This is a genomic window from Polaromonas sp. P3_A5 (genome assembly GCF_056403055.1).
Window position 1 is genome coordinate 1667307 of record NZ_JBFUGF010000001.1, and the last position, 17095, is coordinate 1684401.

Annotated in this window: 14 protein-coding genes; 2 read left to right on the forward strand and 12 right to left on the reverse strand. The window is 61.7% G+C overall.

What is annotated here, in order from left to right; translation table 11 throughout:
• Positions 1-153: 153 nt before the first annotated feature.
• The 7 genes from AC1DU8_RS07985 to yedA form a co-directional block, all read right to left on the reverse strand.
• The gene (locus tag AC1DU8_RS07985) at positions 154-1791 is read right to left on the reverse strand and encodes an ABC transporter substrate-binding protein (protein WP_457280468.1); all 1638 of its coding nucleotides are present in this window, start codon (positions 1789-1791) and stop codon (positions 154-156) included.
• A gap of 136 nt (positions 1792-1927) precedes the next feature.
• The gene (locus AC1DU8_RS07990; RefSeq protein ID WP_457280469.1) at positions 1928-2938 is read right to left on the reverse strand and encodes a peptide ABC transporter ATP-binding protein; all 1011 of its coding nucleotides are present in this window, start codon (positions 2936-2938) and stop codon (positions 1928-1930) included.
• A complete protein-coding gene (locus tag AC1DU8_RS07995; protein WP_457280470.1) occupies positions 2935-3951 on the reverse strand; it encodes an ABC transporter ATP-binding protein in 1017 nt (338 codons plus the stop codon). The genes AC1DU8_RS07990 and AC1DU8_RS07995 overlap by 4 nt, the downstream gene beginning before the upstream one ends.
• A 132-nt stretch (positions 3952-4083) precedes the next feature.
• On the reverse strand, positions 4084-4983 hold the full coding sequence (locus tag AC1DU8_RS08000; protein WP_457280471.1) for an ABC transporter permease subunit: 900 nt from the start codon (positions 4981-4983) through the stop codon (positions 4084-4086).
• Complete coding sequence (locus AC1DU8_RS08005) at positions 4980-5990, reverse strand: ABC transporter permease subunit (RefSeq protein ID WP_457280472.1); 1011 nt, start codon at positions 5988-5990, stop codon at positions 4980-4982. Before AC1DU8_RS08005 ends, AC1DU8_RS08000 begins: the two co-directional genes overlap by 4 nt.
• Positions 5991-6405: 415 nt before the next feature.
• Positions 6406-6864, reverse strand: coding sequence for an SWIB/MDM2 domain-containing protein (locus AC1DU8_RS08010; protein ID WP_122956824.1), 459 nt, complete (start codon positions 6862-6864; stop codon positions 6406-6408).
• Positions 6865-6974: 110 nt separating this feature from the next.
• Positions 6975-7898, reverse strand: coding sequence for a drug/metabolite exporter YedA (gene yedA, locus AC1DU8_RS08015; protein WP_457280473.1), 924 nt, complete (start codon positions 7896-7898; stop codon positions 6975-6977).
• A gap of 92 nt (positions 7899-7990) precedes the next feature.
• Here yedA and AC1DU8_RS08020 point away from each other — a divergent pair, with 92 nt between their 5' ends.
• Both AC1DU8_RS08020 and rraA read left to right on the forward strand, forming a co-directional pair.
• A complete protein-coding gene (locus AC1DU8_RS08020; RefSeq protein WP_007873193.1) occupies positions 7991-8482 on the forward strand; it encodes an Lrp/AsnC family transcriptional regulator in 492 nt (163 codons plus the stop codon).
• On the forward strand, positions 8479-8991 hold the full coding sequence (rraA, locus tag AC1DU8_RS08025) for a ribonuclease E activity regulator RraA (protein ID WP_457280474.1): 513 nt from the start codon (positions 8479-8481) through the stop codon (positions 8989-8991). The genes AC1DU8_RS08020 and rraA overlap by 4 nt, the downstream gene beginning before the upstream one ends.
• 204 nt (positions 8992-9195) lie before the next feature.
• Here rraA and fdhF read toward each other — a convergent pair whose 3' ends face one another.
• The 5 genes from fdhF to frc (AC1DU8_RS08050) form a co-directional block, all read right to left on the reverse strand.
• Positions 9196-12033 carry a formate dehydrogenase subunit alpha gene (gene fdhF, locus AC1DU8_RS08030; protein ID WP_457280475.1) on the reverse strand — a complete coding sequence of 946 codons (2838 nt, stop codon included), beginning with the start codon at positions 12031-12033 and terminating at the stop codon, positions 9196-9198.
• A 109-nt stretch (positions 12034-12142) separates the two neighbouring features.
• Complete coding sequence (locus AC1DU8_RS08035; protein ID WP_477665803.1) at positions 12143-13837, reverse strand: NAD(P)H-dependent oxidoreductase subunit E; 1695 nt, start codon at positions 13835-13837, stop codon at positions 12143-12145.
• Positions 13838-13891: 54 nt separating this feature from the next.
• Positions 13892-15139, reverse strand: coding sequence for a formyl-CoA transferase (gene frc / locus AC1DU8_RS08040; protein ID WP_457280477.1), 1248 nt, complete (start codon positions 15137-15139; stop codon positions 13892-13894).
• A 124-nt stretch (positions 15140-15263) separates the two neighbouring features.
• Entirely contained in the window at positions 15264-15710 is a 447-nt protein-coding gene (locus tag AC1DU8_RS08045) for a PAS domain-containing protein (protein WP_457280478.1), read from the reverse strand.
• A gap of 110 nt (positions 15711-15820) precedes the next feature.
• Entirely contained in the window at positions 15821-17092 is a 1272-nt protein-coding gene (gene frc, locus AC1DU8_RS08050; RefSeq protein WP_457280479.1) for a formyl-CoA transferase, read from the reverse strand.
• Positions 17093-17095: the final 3 nt, after the last annotated feature.

A 17095-nucleotide genomic window follows, 5' to 3' on the forward strand; every position in this document is an offset into this window, starting at 1 on the left:
GGAGGAGGCTTCACAAGCAGGGTTAGTGCAGACCTGTAAAGACGTACAGCGGCTCGCGAAAAACAAGGCGCCACAATGAAAAAACCCTCCTTGAAGAAGGAGGGTTTTGAATGGAGGCGGCTTTATGACAAAGCCGCTTCAAGCCATGAAGGATTATTCCTTGATGTCGACAGCGTAGAAGTTGTGGCGGCCGAACGGGCTGTTCTTGTAGCCGATCACGCTTTTGCGGATGGGCTTGAGCTGCACCGCGTGGGCGATGGTGAACCAGGGAGCCTGTTCCTTGAAGATGACCTGGGCCTGCTGGTAGAGCTTGATGCGCTCGGCAGGATTGGTCACCGTCTTGGCTTTCAGGACCAGGTCTTCATAAGGCTGGTAGCAGAACTTGGCGATGTTGGAACCGCTGGCGGACTGGGCTGAAGCGCAGCCGAGCAGGGTGTACATGAAGTTGTCAGGATCGCCGTTGTCGCCGGTCCAGCCCAGCATGCCCATCTGGTGTTCGCCAGCCTGCAAACGCTTGCGGTACTCGCCCCATTCGAAGCTCTTGATCTCGGCGGTCACACCGACCTTGACCAGGTCAGCCTGCATCAACTCGGCAATGCGCTTGGCGTTCGGGTTGTACGGGCGCTGCACGGGCATGGCCCACAGGTCGGTGGTGAAACCGTTGGGGAAGCCGGCCTGGGCCAGCAATTTCTTGGCGGCTTCGGGGTTGTACTCGTCGTCCTTGATGGCGTTGTTGTATGCGGCCATGGTTGGCGGGATCGGGTTCTTGGCGGCAACACCGGTGCTCAGGTACACACCGTCAACAATGGCTTTCTTGTTGATGGCCATGTTGATGGCCTTGCGCACGCGCACGTCGTCAAACGGCTTCTTGGTCGTGTTGTAGGCGAGGTAGCCCACGTTCAGGCCGGCCTGCTCGACGATCGTCACGTTCGCGTCCTTGCGGATCGCGTCGAGGTCGGCGGGATTGGGGTAGGGCATGACGTGGCATTCGTTCTTCTGCAGCTTGGCCCAGCGGACCGAAGCGTCAGGCGTGATCGAGTACACGAGGTCGTCGATCTTGGCTTTGCCGCCCCAGTATTGCGGGAAGGCCTTGTAGCGGATGACCGCGTCTTTTTGGTACTGAACCAGGTAGAAGGGGCCGGTGCCGACCGGGTCCTGGTCGATTTTTTCCGGCGTGCCGGCTTTCAGCATGGCGTCGGCGTATTCCTTGGACTGCAAGGCCGCGTAAGGCATGGCCAGGTTGGCGAGGAACGGTGCTTCAGGCTTGTCCAGCGTGATCTTGACGGTGTAGTCGTTGACCTTTTCCACCGATTTCAGCAGCTTGGGCATGCCCATGTCGCTGAAGTAGGAGTGGTTGGGGCTGGTGACCTTGAAGAAAGCGTTGTCTTCTTTCCACTGGCGTTCGAACATGAACAGCACGTCGTCTGCGTTGAAGTCGCGCGTTGGTTTGAAGGCCTTATTGCTGGCATGCCACTTCACGCCCTTGCGCAGGTGGAAGGTGTATTCCTTGCCGTCGGCGGAAATGTCCCATTTTTCGGCCAGGCCGGGAACGACCTTGGTGCCGCCGTATTCGAATTCCACGAGGCGGTTGTAGACGGGTTCGTTGGCATCAAACGACGTACCCGTGGTGTTGACGCCAGGGTAGAAGTTTTCGGGGCTGCCTTCAGAGCAGAACACCAGCGTCTTCGCGGAGACGGGTGAAAGTGCCAGCAGCGCTGGCAGGGCAACAGCGCACAGCAATGCGCGCTGGACCGGACGCAGCCGGCTTGCACTTGGTTTGGTCTGAATCATTTGACGATCCCTTTGGAGGTTAATGCTGCTTCTTGCAGCGGGGCTTGCGGCCAGATTGCACAACATTTGTGACGTTGTGCGCCCTGGTCATTGAAAAACGTGGCCTGAAACCGGTGCTTGAGCGCATGGTTTCAGGTCACGCAGTGAGAAAGTTTTCAGCATAGTGGCACGCAACCTGCCGCTCTGCAACTTCACGCAGCTGCGGCCTTTCGGCGCGGCAACGGTCGGTGACGTGGGGGCAGCGGGTGGAAAACACGCAACCGGTGGGCGGGTTCAGCGGCGAGGGCAGCTCGCCCTTGAGCACGATGCGCTGTTTGACGCCGGTGCCGGCCAAGCCGGGTGTGGAGGCCAGCAGGGCCTGGGTGTAGGGGTGCAGGGGTCGGTTGAACAGGGCATTTTTCTCGCCTTGTTCAACGGCATGGCCCAAGTACATCACCAGCACGTCGTGGGCGATGTGGCGCACCACACCCAGATCGTGCGAGATGAACAGGTAAGCCAGGCCCATGGACTGCTGCAGGTCGGCCAGCAGGTTGAGCACCTGGGCCTGGATGGAGACGTCAAGAGCCGACACCGGCTCATCGGCCACTACCACGATGGGGTTGAGCATCAGCGCGCGCGCGATGGCGATGCGTTGGCGCTGGCCGCCTGAAAACATGTGGGGATAGCGGTCATAGTGCTCTGGGCGCAGGCCCACCATGGCCAGCATGGCGCGTGCCTTTTCGGCGCGCTCCGCAGCGTTCAGGGTGGTGTTGATTTCAAGCGGCGCTTCAAGGATGGCGCCGATTTTCTTGCGCGGGTTGAGTGAGCCGTAGGGGTTCTGGAACACCAGCTGCACGGCCTTGCGCAGGCCCACGCGCTTTTCGGGGGAGCCGACGGCGTCGATGCCGGTGATGCGCAGTTCGCCGCCCGTGGGCGTTTCGATCAGCGACACCATGCGGGCCAGCGTCGATTTGCCGCAGCCGGATTCGCCCACGACAGCCAGCGTCTTGCCGGCATGGACCGAGAAGGACACGCCGCCGACGGCTTGCAGGTGGTCGGACTTGCGCATGAAACCGCGGCGGATTTCGTAAACCTGTTTGAGGTTTTTGGCCTCGACGACGGGGCCGGTAGGCAGGGTGCCTGGGGTAGTGACGGTGGCGGTGCTCATTGCGCGGCCTCCATCACGGGGGTGTCGCGTTCGATGTTGGCCTCGCGGCTGGGATCACCCAGTGGGTAGTGGCAGCGAACCATGCCGTCCTTCCAGGCGCGCAGCAGCGGGCGCTCGTTGCGGGAATGTTCGGTGGCATAGGCGCAGCGCGGGGCAAACAGGCATCCGGCAGGGCGGTCATAGAGGCCGGGCACCATGCCGGGGATGGTTGCCAGGCGCGCGCTACCGTCGCTGCGCTCGGGCAGGGCCGACAGAAGTGCTTCGGTGTAGGGATGCTGCGGGGTGTTGAAGAGGGCGTGTGCGCTTTGCTCTTCCATGATCTGGCCGGCGTACATCACCGCGATGCGCTGTGCCATTTCGGACACCACGCCCATGTTGTGCGTGATCAGCACCAGGGCCATGCCACGCTCTTTTTGCAGGCTGCGCAGCAGGTCCAGGATTTGGGCCTGGATGGTGACGTCGAGCGCCGTGGTGGGCTCGTCGGCAATCAGCAGGCGCGGGTTGCAGGCAATCGCCATGGCAATCATCACGCGCTGGTTCATGCCGCCCGACAGTTGGTGCGGATAGGCCTTCAGGCGGCTTTCGGGTGAATTGATGCCGACCTGCTCAAGCAGTTCGATAGCCTTGCGTGTGGCCGCCTTTTTATCCATGCCCAGGTGCAGACGCAGGGTTTCGGTGATCTGGAAGCCGACGGTGAAGCAGGGGTTCAGGCTGGTCGTGGGTTCCTGGAAGATCATCGCGACGTCTTTGCCGATGAGCTTGTTGCGCTCGCCTTGCGACAGCTTGAGGAGGTCGTGGCCGGCAAACCGCAGTTTGTCGGCTTTCACGCGGCCGGGGTAGGCCACCAGGCCCATCAAGGCCATCATGGTGACGCTCTTGCCGGAGCCGGATTCGCCCACGATGCCGAGGACTTCGCCTTCTTCCAGCGACAGGCTGATGCCGTCGACGGCGTGCATCACGCCGTTTTGTGAGGGAAATTCAACAGAAAGATTTTCGATTTCAAGAAGGGCCATATTAGTAACTCCCCCTTCTCGGCTCACTTCGTGTAGCCGGATCCCCCCGCAGGGGGCAACAGCTGCGGCCCGGCAAAGCCGGTTCCGCGCTGTTACTTGCGAAGAGGTTCATGAGGGGTGGGTGAATCTTGTTCATCTTTTTAGCTTGGGATCGAATGCATCACGCAGTCCGTCGCCGAGCAAATTGAAGGCCAGCACAGTGATCAAAATTGCGAGGCCGGGGAAGGTGACTACCCACCAGGCGCGCAGGACGAATTCGCGGGCGTCGGCCAGCATGGTGCCCCATTCGGGTGAGGGCGGCTGGGCGCCCAGGCCCAGGAAGCCCAGGGCGGCTGCGTCCAGGATGGCGGTGGACACGCCGAGCGAGGCCTGGACGATCAGCGGCGCCGTGCAGTTGGGCAGGATTTCGCTGAACATGAGGCGGATGCGGCTGGCACCGCTCATGCGTGCGGCGGTTACGTAGTCGCGCGAGGTTTCGGCAATCACCGCGGCGCGTGTGATACGGACGTAATGCGGCAGCACGACGATGGCGACAGCCAGCATCGCGTTCATCAGGCCGGGACCGAGGATGGCCACGATCACGATGGCCAGCAGCAGGCTGGGCAGCGTGAGGATGATGTCCATCAGGCGCATCACCGCGATCTCGAAGATGCCGCGGAAAAAGCCTGCCAGCAGGCCCAGCACCGTGCCGACGACCACCGACAGCGCCACCACAGCCAGGCCGATGACCAGCGACAGGCGGGCGCCGTACATCAACCTGGTCAGGATATCCCGGCCGATCGCGTCTGTGCCCAGGGGGTAAGTCCATGACCCGCCGGTTTGCCAGGCTGGGGGTTTGAGGAACACCGCGTTGTTGGTGATATTGGGCGCATGCGGCGCCAGCAGCGGCGCGAACAGCGCGATCAGCAACACGCCAATGACAATGACCAGGCCGATCACGGCGCCGTTGTTTGCACTGAAGTAGTTCCAGAATTCGCGCAGCGGATGCGGTGGCGCGGGCGCAGTAGCGGGTTTCAAGGTGGCCGTGCTCATCGCTGATGCCTGATGCGTGGGTTAATGATGCCGTAGGTGATGTCCACCAGCAGGTTGACGGCCATGACGATGGCGCCCAGCAGCAGGATGCCGCCCTGCAGCACGGGGTAGTCGCGGCGACTGATGGCTTCGATCAGCCACTTGCCGACGCCCGGCCAGGAAAAAATGGTTTCGGTGAGGATGGCGCCGGTGAACAGCACGCCCACCTGCAGGCCGATCACGGTGACCACCGGGATCAGCGCGTTGCGCAGCGCATGCAGGGCCACCACGCGCAGGTTGGAGAGGCCTTTGGCGCGCGCGGTGCGGATGTAGTCCTCGCCCAGCACTTCCAGCATGGCCGAGCGCGTCATGCGCGCGATCACCGCCAGCGGGTTGGTGCCCAGCACGATCATGGGCAATATCAGGTGCGAGGCGGCCGACCAGAACGCGCCCTTGTCGTCCGACAGCAGCGAGTCGATCAGCAGAAAGCCGGTGGTGGGCTCGATGAAGTACTGCACGGAGAGCCGGCCCGACACGGGTGTCCAGCCGAGCTGCACCGAGAACAGCAGGATCAGCAGCAGCCCCCACCAGAAAATAGGCATGGAATACCCCGTGAGGGACACCCCCATGACGCCATGGTCGAGTATGGAGTTTCGCTTGACCGCCGCCAGAATGCCCGCGGGGATGCCGATCAGCAGTGCAAACAAGATGGCGCACACGGCGAGTTCGATGGTGGCCGGAAACAGCGTGAGGAATTCGCGCAGTACAGGCTCCTGCGTGATCAGGGACTTGCCCAGGTCACCCTTGAGGACCCGGCCGATGTAGATGCCGTACTGCACCATTACGGGTCGGTCCAGGCCATATTCCTTGAGCAATTGCGCGTGGCGCACCGGATCGATGCCGCGCTCGCCCGCCATGGTTTCGATCGGGTCGCCGGGCACCATGCGGATCAGGAAGAAGGCCAGCAGAGTCATCCCCAAAAAGGTGGGAATGATCAGGCTCAGTCGGGTAAAAATAAAGCGCAGCATTATCGCGGGATGCTAAGGCAGGACTTGGCGCGGGGTGTGGGAAAACCGTCGCGCTGGTGACAGGCAGGGCGCGCGAAATTTTCCGCCGCCTCGGTTTTTGAATGCAGTAGCTGCAGTGGCATCGACATGGAGTCTTGTTTTGTTAAGTCTGGTGCGGGCGGTGCCGCGGGGAATTTTTTATCTTAGCAACAATAGCGTCGGTTTTCGACTGTGCCGCTGGTGGCAGGCTACCGAGTAACCCTATGGCATTAGCAGACGTTTCAGGTAGTTTTGGGCGTTAATGGAAGCGGGCGGAAGAGCGCCGGAGTAACGCAGGAAGCGTGCCAGCGGCTGGGCGCTTTGGCATAGGCCCCGCTGCACGCGCGCATAAAAAAAGGCCGGTAGATACCGGCCTTTTGATATCGGCAAGAGCCGATTACTTGACGTGCTTGCCGATCAGGCCAGCCATCTCGAACATCGACACCTGCGCCTTGCCGAAGACGGCACGCAGTTTTTCGTCGGCGTTGATCATGCGCTTGTTGACCTTGTCCTGCAGGCCCTTGGATTTGATGTAAACCCACAGCTTGCTGACGATCTCGGTACGTGGCAGAGGCTTGTCGCCCACCACGGCTGCCAGTGCGGGGCTCAAGGTCAGTGCCTTCATGAACGCTGCATTGGGAGTGCGCTTTTTGGCAGGCGCTTTTTTCGCTGCTGGCTTTTTGGCCGCAACTTTCTTGGCGGGAGCTGCTTTCTTCGCGGCTACCTTCTTTGCAGGCGCTGCCTTTTTCGCAGGAGCCTTCTTCGCAGGAGCTGCTTTCTTCGCAGCTACTTTCTTTGCCGGAGCAGCCTTTTTTGCAGGCGCTTTTTTAGCCGGTGCTTTTTTTGCAGTTGCCATGATTGATTTTCCTTCTAGAAGTTGATAAATCACCACACGGATAACTACTCTTCCTTGTGGCAATGCGGATGCTACTGGAGAAAAACGCAGTTTCCTAGTGCAAACGCACTTTATTTGCGCCTGGATGTTGCAGATTTACCTCTGAAAATCAGGAAAACGCCTATGAGAATCACGCCGCAAGCCGCCCATTCGCCCCCGGTGACGTGCTCTCCGGCGAAAAATGCGCCCAGAAAAATCGCGATCAACGGGTTCACAAAGGCGTAGCTGGTGGCCACTGCAGGTGACGCATTGGCCAGCAAATACAGGTAGGCGCTGAAGGCGATGAGCGAGCCGAACACCACGAGATAGAGCCATGCGAGCAGGGCTTCGGGCTGCGCCGGCCAGTTGGCGGCGGCCTGGTGGTGCTCACCCAATGCAAGAGAAATCACCATCAACACCGCGCCGCCACACAACATTTCGCTGGCAAAACCCGCGGGGCCGTTCGCCAGCGGCAGCCGGGTGGTGGACAGCACCGAGCCAAGTGACCACAGCAAGGTCGCCCCCGCAATGCACGCCATGCCGACGGGAGCAGCGCTAAAGCTGGAGCCTTGCACCAGCATCAGCACACCTGCCAGCCCCACCACCATGCCCAGGAACTCCAGCCTGCTGGGCCGCTGGCCCAGCAGGAGGCCCCAGGCCGACACCATCATGGGAACCACCGCGATGAAGGTGGCGATCAGTCCGGAGCCGATGTGAACTTCAGCCGATGCTGTCAGCCCCATCCCGCCGCCCAGCATCAGGGTGCCGATGACGGCGGCGTTGGCCCACTCGCGCCTGCTGGGCAGCTTGTGCCCGCGTATCAGCACCCAAGCCATCATCAGAAGGCCGGCCGCCAGGAAACGCGTGCCCATCTGGAAGAAAGGCGGAAAGCTGATCAGGGCAAAGCGGATTGCCAGGTAAGTGGAGCCCCACACCAGGTAACAGGCGAGCAGGGCAGGGATCAAAAGCGCCGGCGCTTTGCCGGTGGCGGAGGATGAAATGAGTGCGGAGGTCATGCCCGCATGGTAGGTTGCCAAACGCCCTCAGACTATGCAAAACTAACGGCAAAACTGCAGCTGGCCTTTAAATTTAAAGCTTAAAAAGCGATATGACCGAAACCACCGAATGGGACCATTACGACAGCCGCATCCTCGGCGAACTGCAGCGCGATGCGCGGATCACCATGGCCGAGCTGGGCCGCCGTGTTCACCTGAGCCAGCCGGCAGTCACGGAGCGTGTGCGCAAGCTCGAACTGGGCGGCGTGATCAAAGGTTACCGGGCCGAGGTTGACCTGGCGCGGCTGGGTTACGGCATACGCGCTATCGCGCGGGTAGGGCGGGTCGAGTACGCCCGGGTGGTCAAGCTGATCGAGCAGACGCCCGAAGTGATCAATGCCTACAACGTCACCGGCGAGGACAGCTGGGTGCTGGAAATCGCGGTGATCGACGTGGCGCACCTGGACGCGGTGGTGACCAAGTTCTGCATCCTCACCGAGACCTCGACCTCCATCGTGCTGAATGCCCCCCGCGAGAATGCGGTGGTCTTGCCCGCCCGGCGCGAAGACATCAAACCCGTCATCAAGAAAGTCACCGGAAAATGAGCCAAGACAATCTCGCCTCCTTCGCCACCTGCGATCTCTGCGACCTCCACAAAGGCGACACCTCGGGCCGCTTCAGGGTGCTTCCGCCGGTTTTCAGGAGCTATGGCGGGCATCAGAAGTTCAGCGGGCCTGTGGTCACCGTTCAGTGCTTTGAAGACAACTCGCCAGTCAAGGCGGCGGTGGAGTCGCCCGGCGAGGCGCGCGTGCTGGTGGTGGACGGGGGCGCCTCGCTGCGCCGCGCGCTGCTGGGCGGCAATCTGGGCGCCGCCGCCGCCAAAAACGGCTGGGCAGGGGTGCTGATTGACGGTTGCGTGCGCGACGTGGCGGAGCTGGCGCAATGCCAGACCGGCATCCGCGCCCTGGCAAGCATGCCGCTGCCCACGGAAAGGCGCCAGGCGGGCCTGCGTGACATCGCTGTGCAGATACAGGGCGTCTGGGTGCGGCCGGGCGACTGGCTCTACTCCGACGAGGACGGGGTGGTGGTGATGCCGGCGCCTGCGCAAGCGTAGACGCAGGGCGCTTGCAATCCAGGCGCTCTGCCGCCGGGCGCAGAAGTTTGCAGCGGGGGCGCTGGATGGATTATTGGCAAAATCGGCCTGAAACCCAATAAACAAGGGCGTAAGCGGCTATAAATTTAATAGCACTCACGCGCTGTCTTTACGCAGCAGAGGCGGGCCGCTCATGCCCTGCTTCTCATTGCTGCCAAAAAATACTCAGAACCCCGCAAGAGCGATCGAGTTCTTCAGCGCTTGCCCACCGCCGTAGCTATCCTGCTCGGGTGGCACGCCGCCCAGCGACACGCGGATCGCGCAGTATTTGAACTCCGGGATCTTCGCAAACGGGTCCAGCGCGGCGTTGGTCAGCTTGTTGATGGCCGCCTCGTAGTAACAGAAAGGTACAAAAACCGCGCCGCGTGGCGAGCTTTCGTCGGCGCGGGCATACAGCTCCACCTTGCCGCGGCGTGACTCAATGGTCACCACGTCGCCGGGCTTGCCACCCATGGCGGCAAGGTCGAGCGGGTGTACCAGGGCGACAGGATCGGGCTCGATCGCGTCCAGCACCGTGGCGCGCCGGGTCATGCTGCCGGTGTGCCAATGCTCCAGCTGGCGCCCGGTGATCAGCACCATCGGGTATTCGGTGTCCGGGCGCTCATTGGCCGGGATGATGTCGGCCGGCACGAACTTCGCGCGGCCGCCTTCGCGGGGGAAGTCGTCCACGAATACCACCGATTGGCCGGGATCGCCTTCCTTCATGCAGGGGTAGGTGACCGAATGCTCGCGGTCAAGCCGGTCCCAGGTGATGCCGCCAATGCTCGGCATGGTGTGGCGCATCTCGTCGAAGACTTCGCTGACATGGTTGTAATGCCAGCCGCAGCCCATCCGGTTGGCGATCTGCGTAATGATCCAGAGGTCCTGGCGCGCATCGCCGGGCGGGTTGATCGCCTTGCGGCCCATCTGCACCAGGCGGTCGGTGTTGGTAAAGCTGCCGTCCTTTTCAGGAAAGGCGCTGGCCGGCAGGATCACGTCCGCCAGGTAGGCCGTTTCGGTCAGGAAGATGTCCTGCACCACGAGGTGCTCCAGCGCCGCCAGGGCTTCACGCGCGTGGTTGGCGTCGGGATCGGACATGGCCGGGTTCTCGCCCTGCACGTACATCCCCTTGATGCCGCCCTTTTTGATGGCGTGCATCACTTCGACCACCGTCAGGCCGACCTGGTCGTCCAGGGTGCCGGGGGCCAGCTTCCAGGCCTTCTCGAAACTGGCGCGGACCTCGGGCTTGGACACATGCTGGTAGTCTGGCAGCATCATGGGGATCAGGCCCGCGTCGGACGCGCCCTGCACGTTGTTCTGGCCGCGCAGAGGATGCAGGCCGGTACCGGGACGGCCGATCTGGCCGGTCATCAGCGAAAGGGCGATCAGGCAACGCGCGTTGTCGGTGCCGTGCACGTGCTGCGACACACCCATGCCCCACAGGATCATCGAGCCTTTGGAAGTGGCGAACAGCCGGGCCACATAACGCAGCGTGTCGGCATCGATGCCGCAGATAGGCGCCATCAATTCGGGCGTGTAGCCTTCGACGTTCTTGCGCAATTCTTCGTAGCCGATGGTGCGGCTGTCGATAAAGGCCTGGTCCACCAGGCCCTCGGTCACGATGACGTTCATCATCGCGTTGAGCATGGGCACGTCAGTATCGGGCTTGAACTGCAGGTGACGGTGCGCCACGCGCGTGAGGTCGGAGCGACGCGGATCCATCACGATCAGCTTGGTGCCGTTTTTCACGGCGTTCTTGATCCAGGTGGCGGCCACCGGGTGGTTCACCGTCGGGTTGGCGCCGATGATCACGACCACATCGGCCTTGGTGACATCCATGACGGGGTTAGAGACGGCGCCAGAACCAATGCCTTCCAGCAAGGCGACGACCGACGATGCATGGCACAGGCGCGTGCAGTGGTCCACATTGTTGCTGCCAAAGCCGGTGCGCACCAGCTTCTGGAACAGGTAGGCTTCTTCGTTGCTGCCCTTGGCAGAGCCAAAGCCGGCCAGCGATTTCTTGCCATGCTGGTCGCGGATGGCGGCCAGCTTGCCGCCGGCGAATTCCAGCGCTTCTTCCCAGCTGGCTTCGCGGAACACGTCCATCACGCGGTCCGGATCCATCGTGAAGTCGCCGGTTTTGGGCATGCCTTCGCGGCGGATCAAGGGTTTGGTCAGGCGATGGGGGTGGTGTGCATAGTCAAAGCCGTAGCGGCCCTTGACGCACAGGCGCTCATGGTTGGCGGGGCCGTCGCGCCCTTCAACAAACAGGATCTTGTCGTCCTTGACGTTGTAGGTCAGCTGGCAGCCGACACCGCAATACGGGCAGACCGACTCGACCTGCTTGTCCGGCACGGTGAGTGCAGCTTCACGGGCCGGCATCAACGCACCTGTCGGGCAGGCCTGGACACATTCGCCGCAGGCCACGCAGGTGGACACACCCATGGGGTCGTCCATGTCGAAAACAATCTTGGCCTGGTCGCCGCGGAAGGCCAGCCCGATCACGTCATTGACCTGTTCGTCACGGCAGGCGCGCAGGCAGCGCGTGCACTGGATGCAGGCGTCAAGGTTCACGGCGATGGCCGGGTGGGACACATCCTGACGCACCTGCGGGCGCGCCTCGAAGCGAGGCTTGCCGACCCCGATTTTGGCCGCCCACTGGTCCACCTCGTTGTTGCGGGTGTATTCCTTCTCGGGCATATCCGACAGCAACAGTTCCAGCACCATCTTTTGCGATGCCACGGCGCGCTCGCTATCGGTGACGACCTTCATGCCGGCGGCCGGTGCCCGGCAGCATGAGGGAGCGAGTACGCGCTCACCGTTGATCTCGACCATGCAGGAGCGGCAGTTGCCGACGGCTTCCAGGCCCTCCTTGAAGCACAGGTGGGGGATCTCCACGCCTTCGCGCTTGGCGACCTGGAGCAAGGATTCAGTGGCGCGGCCCTGGACTTCGCGGCCGTTGAGGCTGAAGCTTACGAGCGGCGAGTCGAGTTCGGCGAGTTCCTGGCGGGTAATTGCATTCATGGGAGATCCTTAAAGTGCACAGCTAGGCCGGCCGCAGCGCCGGGCCGCCCCAAGCAAGGCCAGCCCCCTCGGGGGGCAGCGTAGTACGCAAAGCGACAAGCGTGGGGGCTCATAGTTCATGGGAGAAGTACTTGACGACGCAGTCCATGGGATTGGGCGCTGCCTGACCGAGGCCGCAGATCGATGCGTCGCGCATGACCAGAGACAGGTCTGCCAGCAGAGCGAGATCCCACTTGGGTTGCTCCATGAGATGCGCCGCCTTTGCCGTGCCGACACGGCAGGGCGTGCACTGGCCGCAGGACTCGTGGTGGAAGAATCGCATCATGTTGCGTGCCGCATCGGTGGCTGTGTCCTTGTCGGACAGGATCATCACGGCGGCCGAGCCGATGAAACAGCCGTAAGGCTGCAGCGTGTCGAAGTCCAGCGGGATGGTGTTCATCGTGGCGGGCAGGATGCCGCCTGAAGCACCGCCGGGCAGGTAAGCATAAAACTTCTGGCCGTCCAGCATGCCGCCGCAGTATTCGTCGATCAGCTCCTGGATGGTGATGCCGGCCGGTGCCAGCTTGACGCCAGGCTCCTTGACCCGCCCGGACACGGAGAACGAGCGCAAGCCTTTGCGGCCATTGCGGCCGTGCGAAGCGAACCACTCACCGCCTTTTTCCAGGATGTCGCGCACCCAATACAGAGTCTCGAAGTTGTGCTCGAGCGTCGGCCGGCCGAACAAGCCCACTTGTGCGACGTAGGGGGGGCGCAGGCGGGGCATGCCGCGTTTGCCTTCGATGGATTCGATCATGGCCGACTCTTCGCCGCAGATGTAGGCGCCCGCGCCGCGGCGCAGTTCGATTTCGGGCATGCCGGTCATCAGGGGGTCCAGCCTCAGCCTGGCCACTTCGGCCTCCAGCATGTTGCGGCAACCGTGGTATTCGTCGCGCAGGTAAACGTAGATTTTTTCGATGCCGACAGCCCAGGCAGCGATCAGCATGCCTTCGAGGAAGCGGTGCGGGTCACGCTCCAGGTAAACGCGGTCCTTGAAGGTGCCGGGTTCGCCTTCGTCGATGTTGACCGCCATCAGGCGCGGGCCTTTTTCGGCACGTACGATGCGCCACTTTCGGCCGGAAGGAAAGCCGGCGCCGCCCAGACCGCGCAGGCCGGAGTCTTCCATGGTCTTGAGAACAGTCTCGATATCGCGCTCGCCCGAAATGCACTGCTTGAGCAGGCTGTAGCCGCCTTTCGCCTGGTAGGCGGGCAGGTCGGTAAAACCTTCGGGAACATGCTGGGTGGCCCTTGCCGCCACGGTTGCGGCGATGGTTTCGCAGCTGGCGTTCGGCACCGGGTTTTGTCCCACCACGGCCGCAGGGGCCTGCTCGCATCGACCAATGCAAGGCGCTGCGATGACGCGGATGTCCCGGCCGAGCAGGGCGGGCAGCCTGTCCAAAAGGTCTTTGGCGCCTGCCATTTCGCAGGCCAAGCCATCGCAGACCCGCACCGTGAGTGCGGCTGGAGCGGCTTCGCCCTCCTTAACCACGTCGAAGTGGTGATAGAAGGTTGCCACCTCATAGACCTCGGTCTGCGCCAGCCTCATCTCCTGAGCCAGTGCGGCCAGATGGGCGGCCGACAGGTGACCGAACTTATCCTGAATCTTGTGCAGGTGTTCGATCAGCAGGTCCGGCTGACGCGACTCGGTGCCCAACAGGCTCTGCACTTCGGCCAACGACTGCGGGTCGACGCGGCGCCCCTTGGGTGCTTGACGCTTTCGCTGCTTGGAGGCGTCGATGACGGCGATGGGAATGATGGGGTGGTTCATGAAGCGTGTGGGCTCGCTGTGTGGCTGGCGTTGGTGGCGTGAGAGTTGCCCGACCTAGATCACGCGTTCGGCGCGTAATTCGGCGATGTAATCGGCGCCGTAGCCCAATTGCGTCAATACTTCGTCGGTGTGCTCACCCAGCAGGGGTGAGCGGGTGACCTCGGTGGCGCTGTCGGACATCTTGATCGGGTTGCCCACGGTCAGGTATTTGCCGCGGGTGGGGTGGTCGACTTCAACAATCGTTCCGGTTTCGCGAAGCGCGGGCTCTTCCGCAATTTCCTTCATCGACAGAATGGGGCCGCAGGGGATGTCGTATTTGTTGAGGATTTCCATGGCCTCGAATTTGGTCTTGGTCATGGTCCATTTTTCGATGCGCGCAAAGATCGGCTTCAAGTGCAGCAAGCGGGCGGCCGGCGTCGCGAAGGCTTCGTCGTCGATCCAGCTCTCTTCGCCGATCACCTTGCACACGGCTGGCCATACGGCGCCCTGGGTGATGAAGTAGATGTAGGCATTGGGGTCGGTTTCCCAGCCCTTGCATTTCAGGATGGAGCCGGGCTGGCCACCGCCAGAAGCATTGCCGGCGCGGGGGACCGCTTCGCCGAACTTGCCGTCGGGGTACTGCGGATACTCGTGCATGGTGCCGGTGCGCTCCAGGCGCTGCTGGTCGCGCAGTTTGACCCGGCACAGGTTCAGCACGGCATCCTGCATGGGCGCCAGTACTTTCTGGCCGCGCCCCGTGGTGTTGCGCTGATAGAGGGCTGCGACGATGCCGAGCGCGAGGTGCAGGCCGGTTCCGCTGTCACCAATTTGTGCGCCCGTGACCATGGGCGGGCCGTCGTCAAAGCCGGAAGTGGAGGCCGAGCCGCCGGCACACTGGGCGACGTTCTCGTAAACCTTGCAGTCTTCGTAGGGGCCGGGGCCAAAACCCTTGACCGATGCGACGATCATCCGGGGATTGAGCTTCTGGATGTGTTCCCAGGTGATACCCATGCGGTCCAGCGCGCCTGGCGCGAAATTTTCGACCAGCACATCGCATTCCTTGATCAGGGTGTCCAGGACCTCCTTGCCCTTCGGCTTCTTGGTGTCCAGCGTGATTGAACGCTTGTTGTGGTTCAGCATGGTGAAGTACAGGCTGTCCACGCCGGGAATATCGCGCAACTGTCCGCGAGTCGCGTCGCCTTCGCCGGCGCGCTCGACCTTGATGACGTCTGCGCCGAACCATGCCAGCAACTGGGTGCACGTAGGCCCGGACTGGACGTGGGTGAAGTCAAGGATGCGAACGCCGTCTAACGCTTTGCTCATGAAAGTTCCTGCTGGAGGTTGAAATGGATGCTCGTGTGGCTTGCGCCATGCTGCAGGACACCTGGGTGCCCGGTTCAACCCCTATGTTAATCACTGCACCGGTGATGTGCCTTTGTCTTTTGGGTTACGGTGTTTTGCCTTGAGGGACAAGCTGCATCTCCAGTTCCGTCAGGCGTTTTTTCAGATTGCGTTCTTCGGCAAAGCGGGCGGTTTCATCGCGGATCACCGCGACGATCGCCGACACCTTGTTGTCCGGGGTATGTAACAGCGCGACGGTAAAGGCAATAGACAACCCGTGCCCGTCCTTGTGCACTGCGGGCACACGAAGGACGTCGTTGCCATACCGCGTTTGTCCGGTCGCCATTGTCTTGTGGTAGCCGTCCCAGTGGCGCTGCTGCTGGCGCTGCGGGATGATGATGTCCAGCGATTTACCCAGGGCTTCTTCTTCTGTGAAGCCAAACATCCGCTGGGCCGCAGGGTTCCACAAGACAATTGCACCACCGGCATCGGAAGCCACAATGGCATCGCCAACAGCCTCCACAAGCTGTTTCAGGTCGGTTGTTGTTTGCATATGTCCACTCCTGTTACCGAAAAATAAGCTGACTGAGGCCTTAAAAAAAACGGCGCTCAATCTGAACGCCGTCTTTCTGGGCCATCAAGACCGCTACTTCAAGATTGCGCTCACACCGCTTTTGCAGTGTGCATGGCCGCGATTTGGTCTTTGCTGTAACCGAGTTCGGCCAGAACCTCATCGGTGTGCTCGCCCAGCAGGGGCGATGCCGTTACTTCGGGCTTGGTGTCAGAGAACTTGATCGGACTGCCCACGGTGAAGTAGCTACCGCGCACTTTATGCGGGACTTCAACGATGGAGCCACTGGCACGCAAGGATTTGTCATGCAACAACTCCTTCATCGACAACACGGGCGCGCAAGGAATATCAAATTTTCGGAAGACGTCCACGGCTTCGAACTTGGTCTTGTCGGCGATGAATGCTTCAATCGTGGCGAAGATATCCATGATGTGCGGCTGGCGTGCCTTGGCCGTGGTGTAGGCCGGGTCGGTTTTCCACTCTGGTTTGCCCAGTGCGTCGCAGATCGGCTCCCAGGCGTGCCCCTGGACCGTGAAATAGATATAGGCGTTGGGGTCGGTCTCCCAGCCCTTGCATTTCAAAATCCAGCCGGGTTGTCCGCCACCGCCGGCATTGGCGCCGCGCGGTACCACGCCGTCTTTGAAAGCTTCCATTTCATGCGGGTATTGCGGGTACTCTTCCAGGTAGCCAAGGTTGTCCAGACGCAACTGGTCGCGCATTTTGACGCGGCACAGGTTGAGCACACTGTCCTGCATGGACACGGCGACTTTTTGGCCCTTGCCAGTCTTCTGCCGGCCGATATAGGCCGTCAAAATACCGATGGCCAGGTGCATGCCGGTATTGCTGTCGCCCAAGGCGGCAGACGAAATGGTGGGGCCTGAGTTCTCGCCCTTCCAGTAGCCGGTGGTGGACGCTGCACCGCCTGCGCACTGGGCCACGTTTTCGTAAACCTTCAAGTCTTCGTAGTGGTGGCCGTCAGAGAAACCCTTGACGGATGCCAGAATCATTTTTGGGTTGAGTGACTGGATGTGTTCCCAGGTGAATCCCATACGGTCCAGCGCACCGGGACCAAAGTTCTCGACCATCACGTCGGATTCCTTGATGAGCCTCTCCAACACTTCCTTGCCTTCGGGCTTTTTGGTGTCCAGCGTCAGGCCGCGCTTGTTGCTGTTGAGCATGGTGAAATACAGCGCGTCAGCGCCTTCGATGTCACGCAACTGGCTTCGGGTAACGTCGCCAGAGCCAGGACGCTCGACCTTGATCACGTCAGCGCCGAACCAGGCCAGCATCTGGGTACAGGCGGGTCCTGCCTGAACGTGGGTGAAGTCGATGATCTTGATGCCGGCGAGTGGTTTGTTGCTCATTTT

Excerpts from the sequence above, each read along its gene's own strand:
- AC1DU8_RS07985 (WP_457280468.1), bottom strand. The coding sequence starts at position 1,791 with ATGATTCAGACCAAACCAAGTGCAAGCCGGCTGCGTCCGGTCCAGCGC.
- AC1DU8_RS07990 (WP_457280469.1), bottom strand. The coding sequence starts at position 2,938 with ATGAGCACCGCCACCGTCACTACCCCAGGCACCCTGCCTACCGGCCCC.
- AC1DU8_RS07995 (WP_457280470.1), bottom strand. The coding sequence starts at position 3,951 with ATGGCCCTTCTTGAAATCGAAAATCTTTCTGTTGAATTTCCCTCACAA.
- AC1DU8_RS08000 (WP_457280471.1), bottom strand. The coding sequence starts at position 4,983 with ATGAGCACGGCCACCTTGAAACCCGCTACTGCGCCCGCGCCACCGCAT.
- AC1DU8_RS08005 (WP_457280472.1), bottom strand. The coding sequence starts at position 5,990 with ATGCTGCGCTTTATTTTTACCCGACTGAGCCTGATCATTCCCACCTTT.
- AC1DU8_RS08010 (WP_122956824.1), bottom strand. The coding sequence starts at position 6,864 with ATGGCAACTGCAAAAAAAGCACCGGCTAAAAAAGCGCCTGCAAAAAAG.
- yedA (WP_457280473.1), bottom strand. The coding sequence starts at position 7,898 with ATGACCTCCGCACTCATTTCATCCTCCGCCACCGGCAAAGCGCCGGCG.
- AC1DU8_RS08020 (WP_007873193.1), top strand. The coding sequence starts at position 7,991 with ATGACCGAAACCACCGAATGGGACCATTACGACAGCCGCATCCTCGGC.
- rraA (WP_457280474.1), top strand. The coding sequence starts at position 8,479 with ATGAGCCAAGACAATCTCGCCTCCTTCGCCACCTGCGATCTCTGCGAC.
- fdhF (WP_457280475.1), bottom strand. The coding sequence starts at position 12,033 with ATGAATGCAATTACCCGCCAGGAACTCGCCGAACTCGACTCGCCGCTC.
- AC1DU8_RS08035 (WP_477665803.1), bottom strand. The coding sequence starts at position 13,837 with ATGAACCACCCCATCATTCCCATCGCCGTCATCGACGCCTCCAAGCAG.
- frc (WP_457280477.1), bottom strand. The coding sequence starts at position 15,139 with ATGAGCAAAGCGTTAGACGGCGTTCGCATCCTTGACTTCACCCACGTC.
- AC1DU8_RS08045 (WP_457280478.1), bottom strand. The coding sequence starts at position 15,710 with ATGCAAACAACAACCGACCTGAAACAGCTTGTGGAGGCTGTTGGCGAT.
- frc (WP_457280479.1), bottom strand. The coding sequence starts at position 17,092 with ATGAGCAACAAACCACTCGCCGGCATCAAGATCATCGACTTCACCCAC.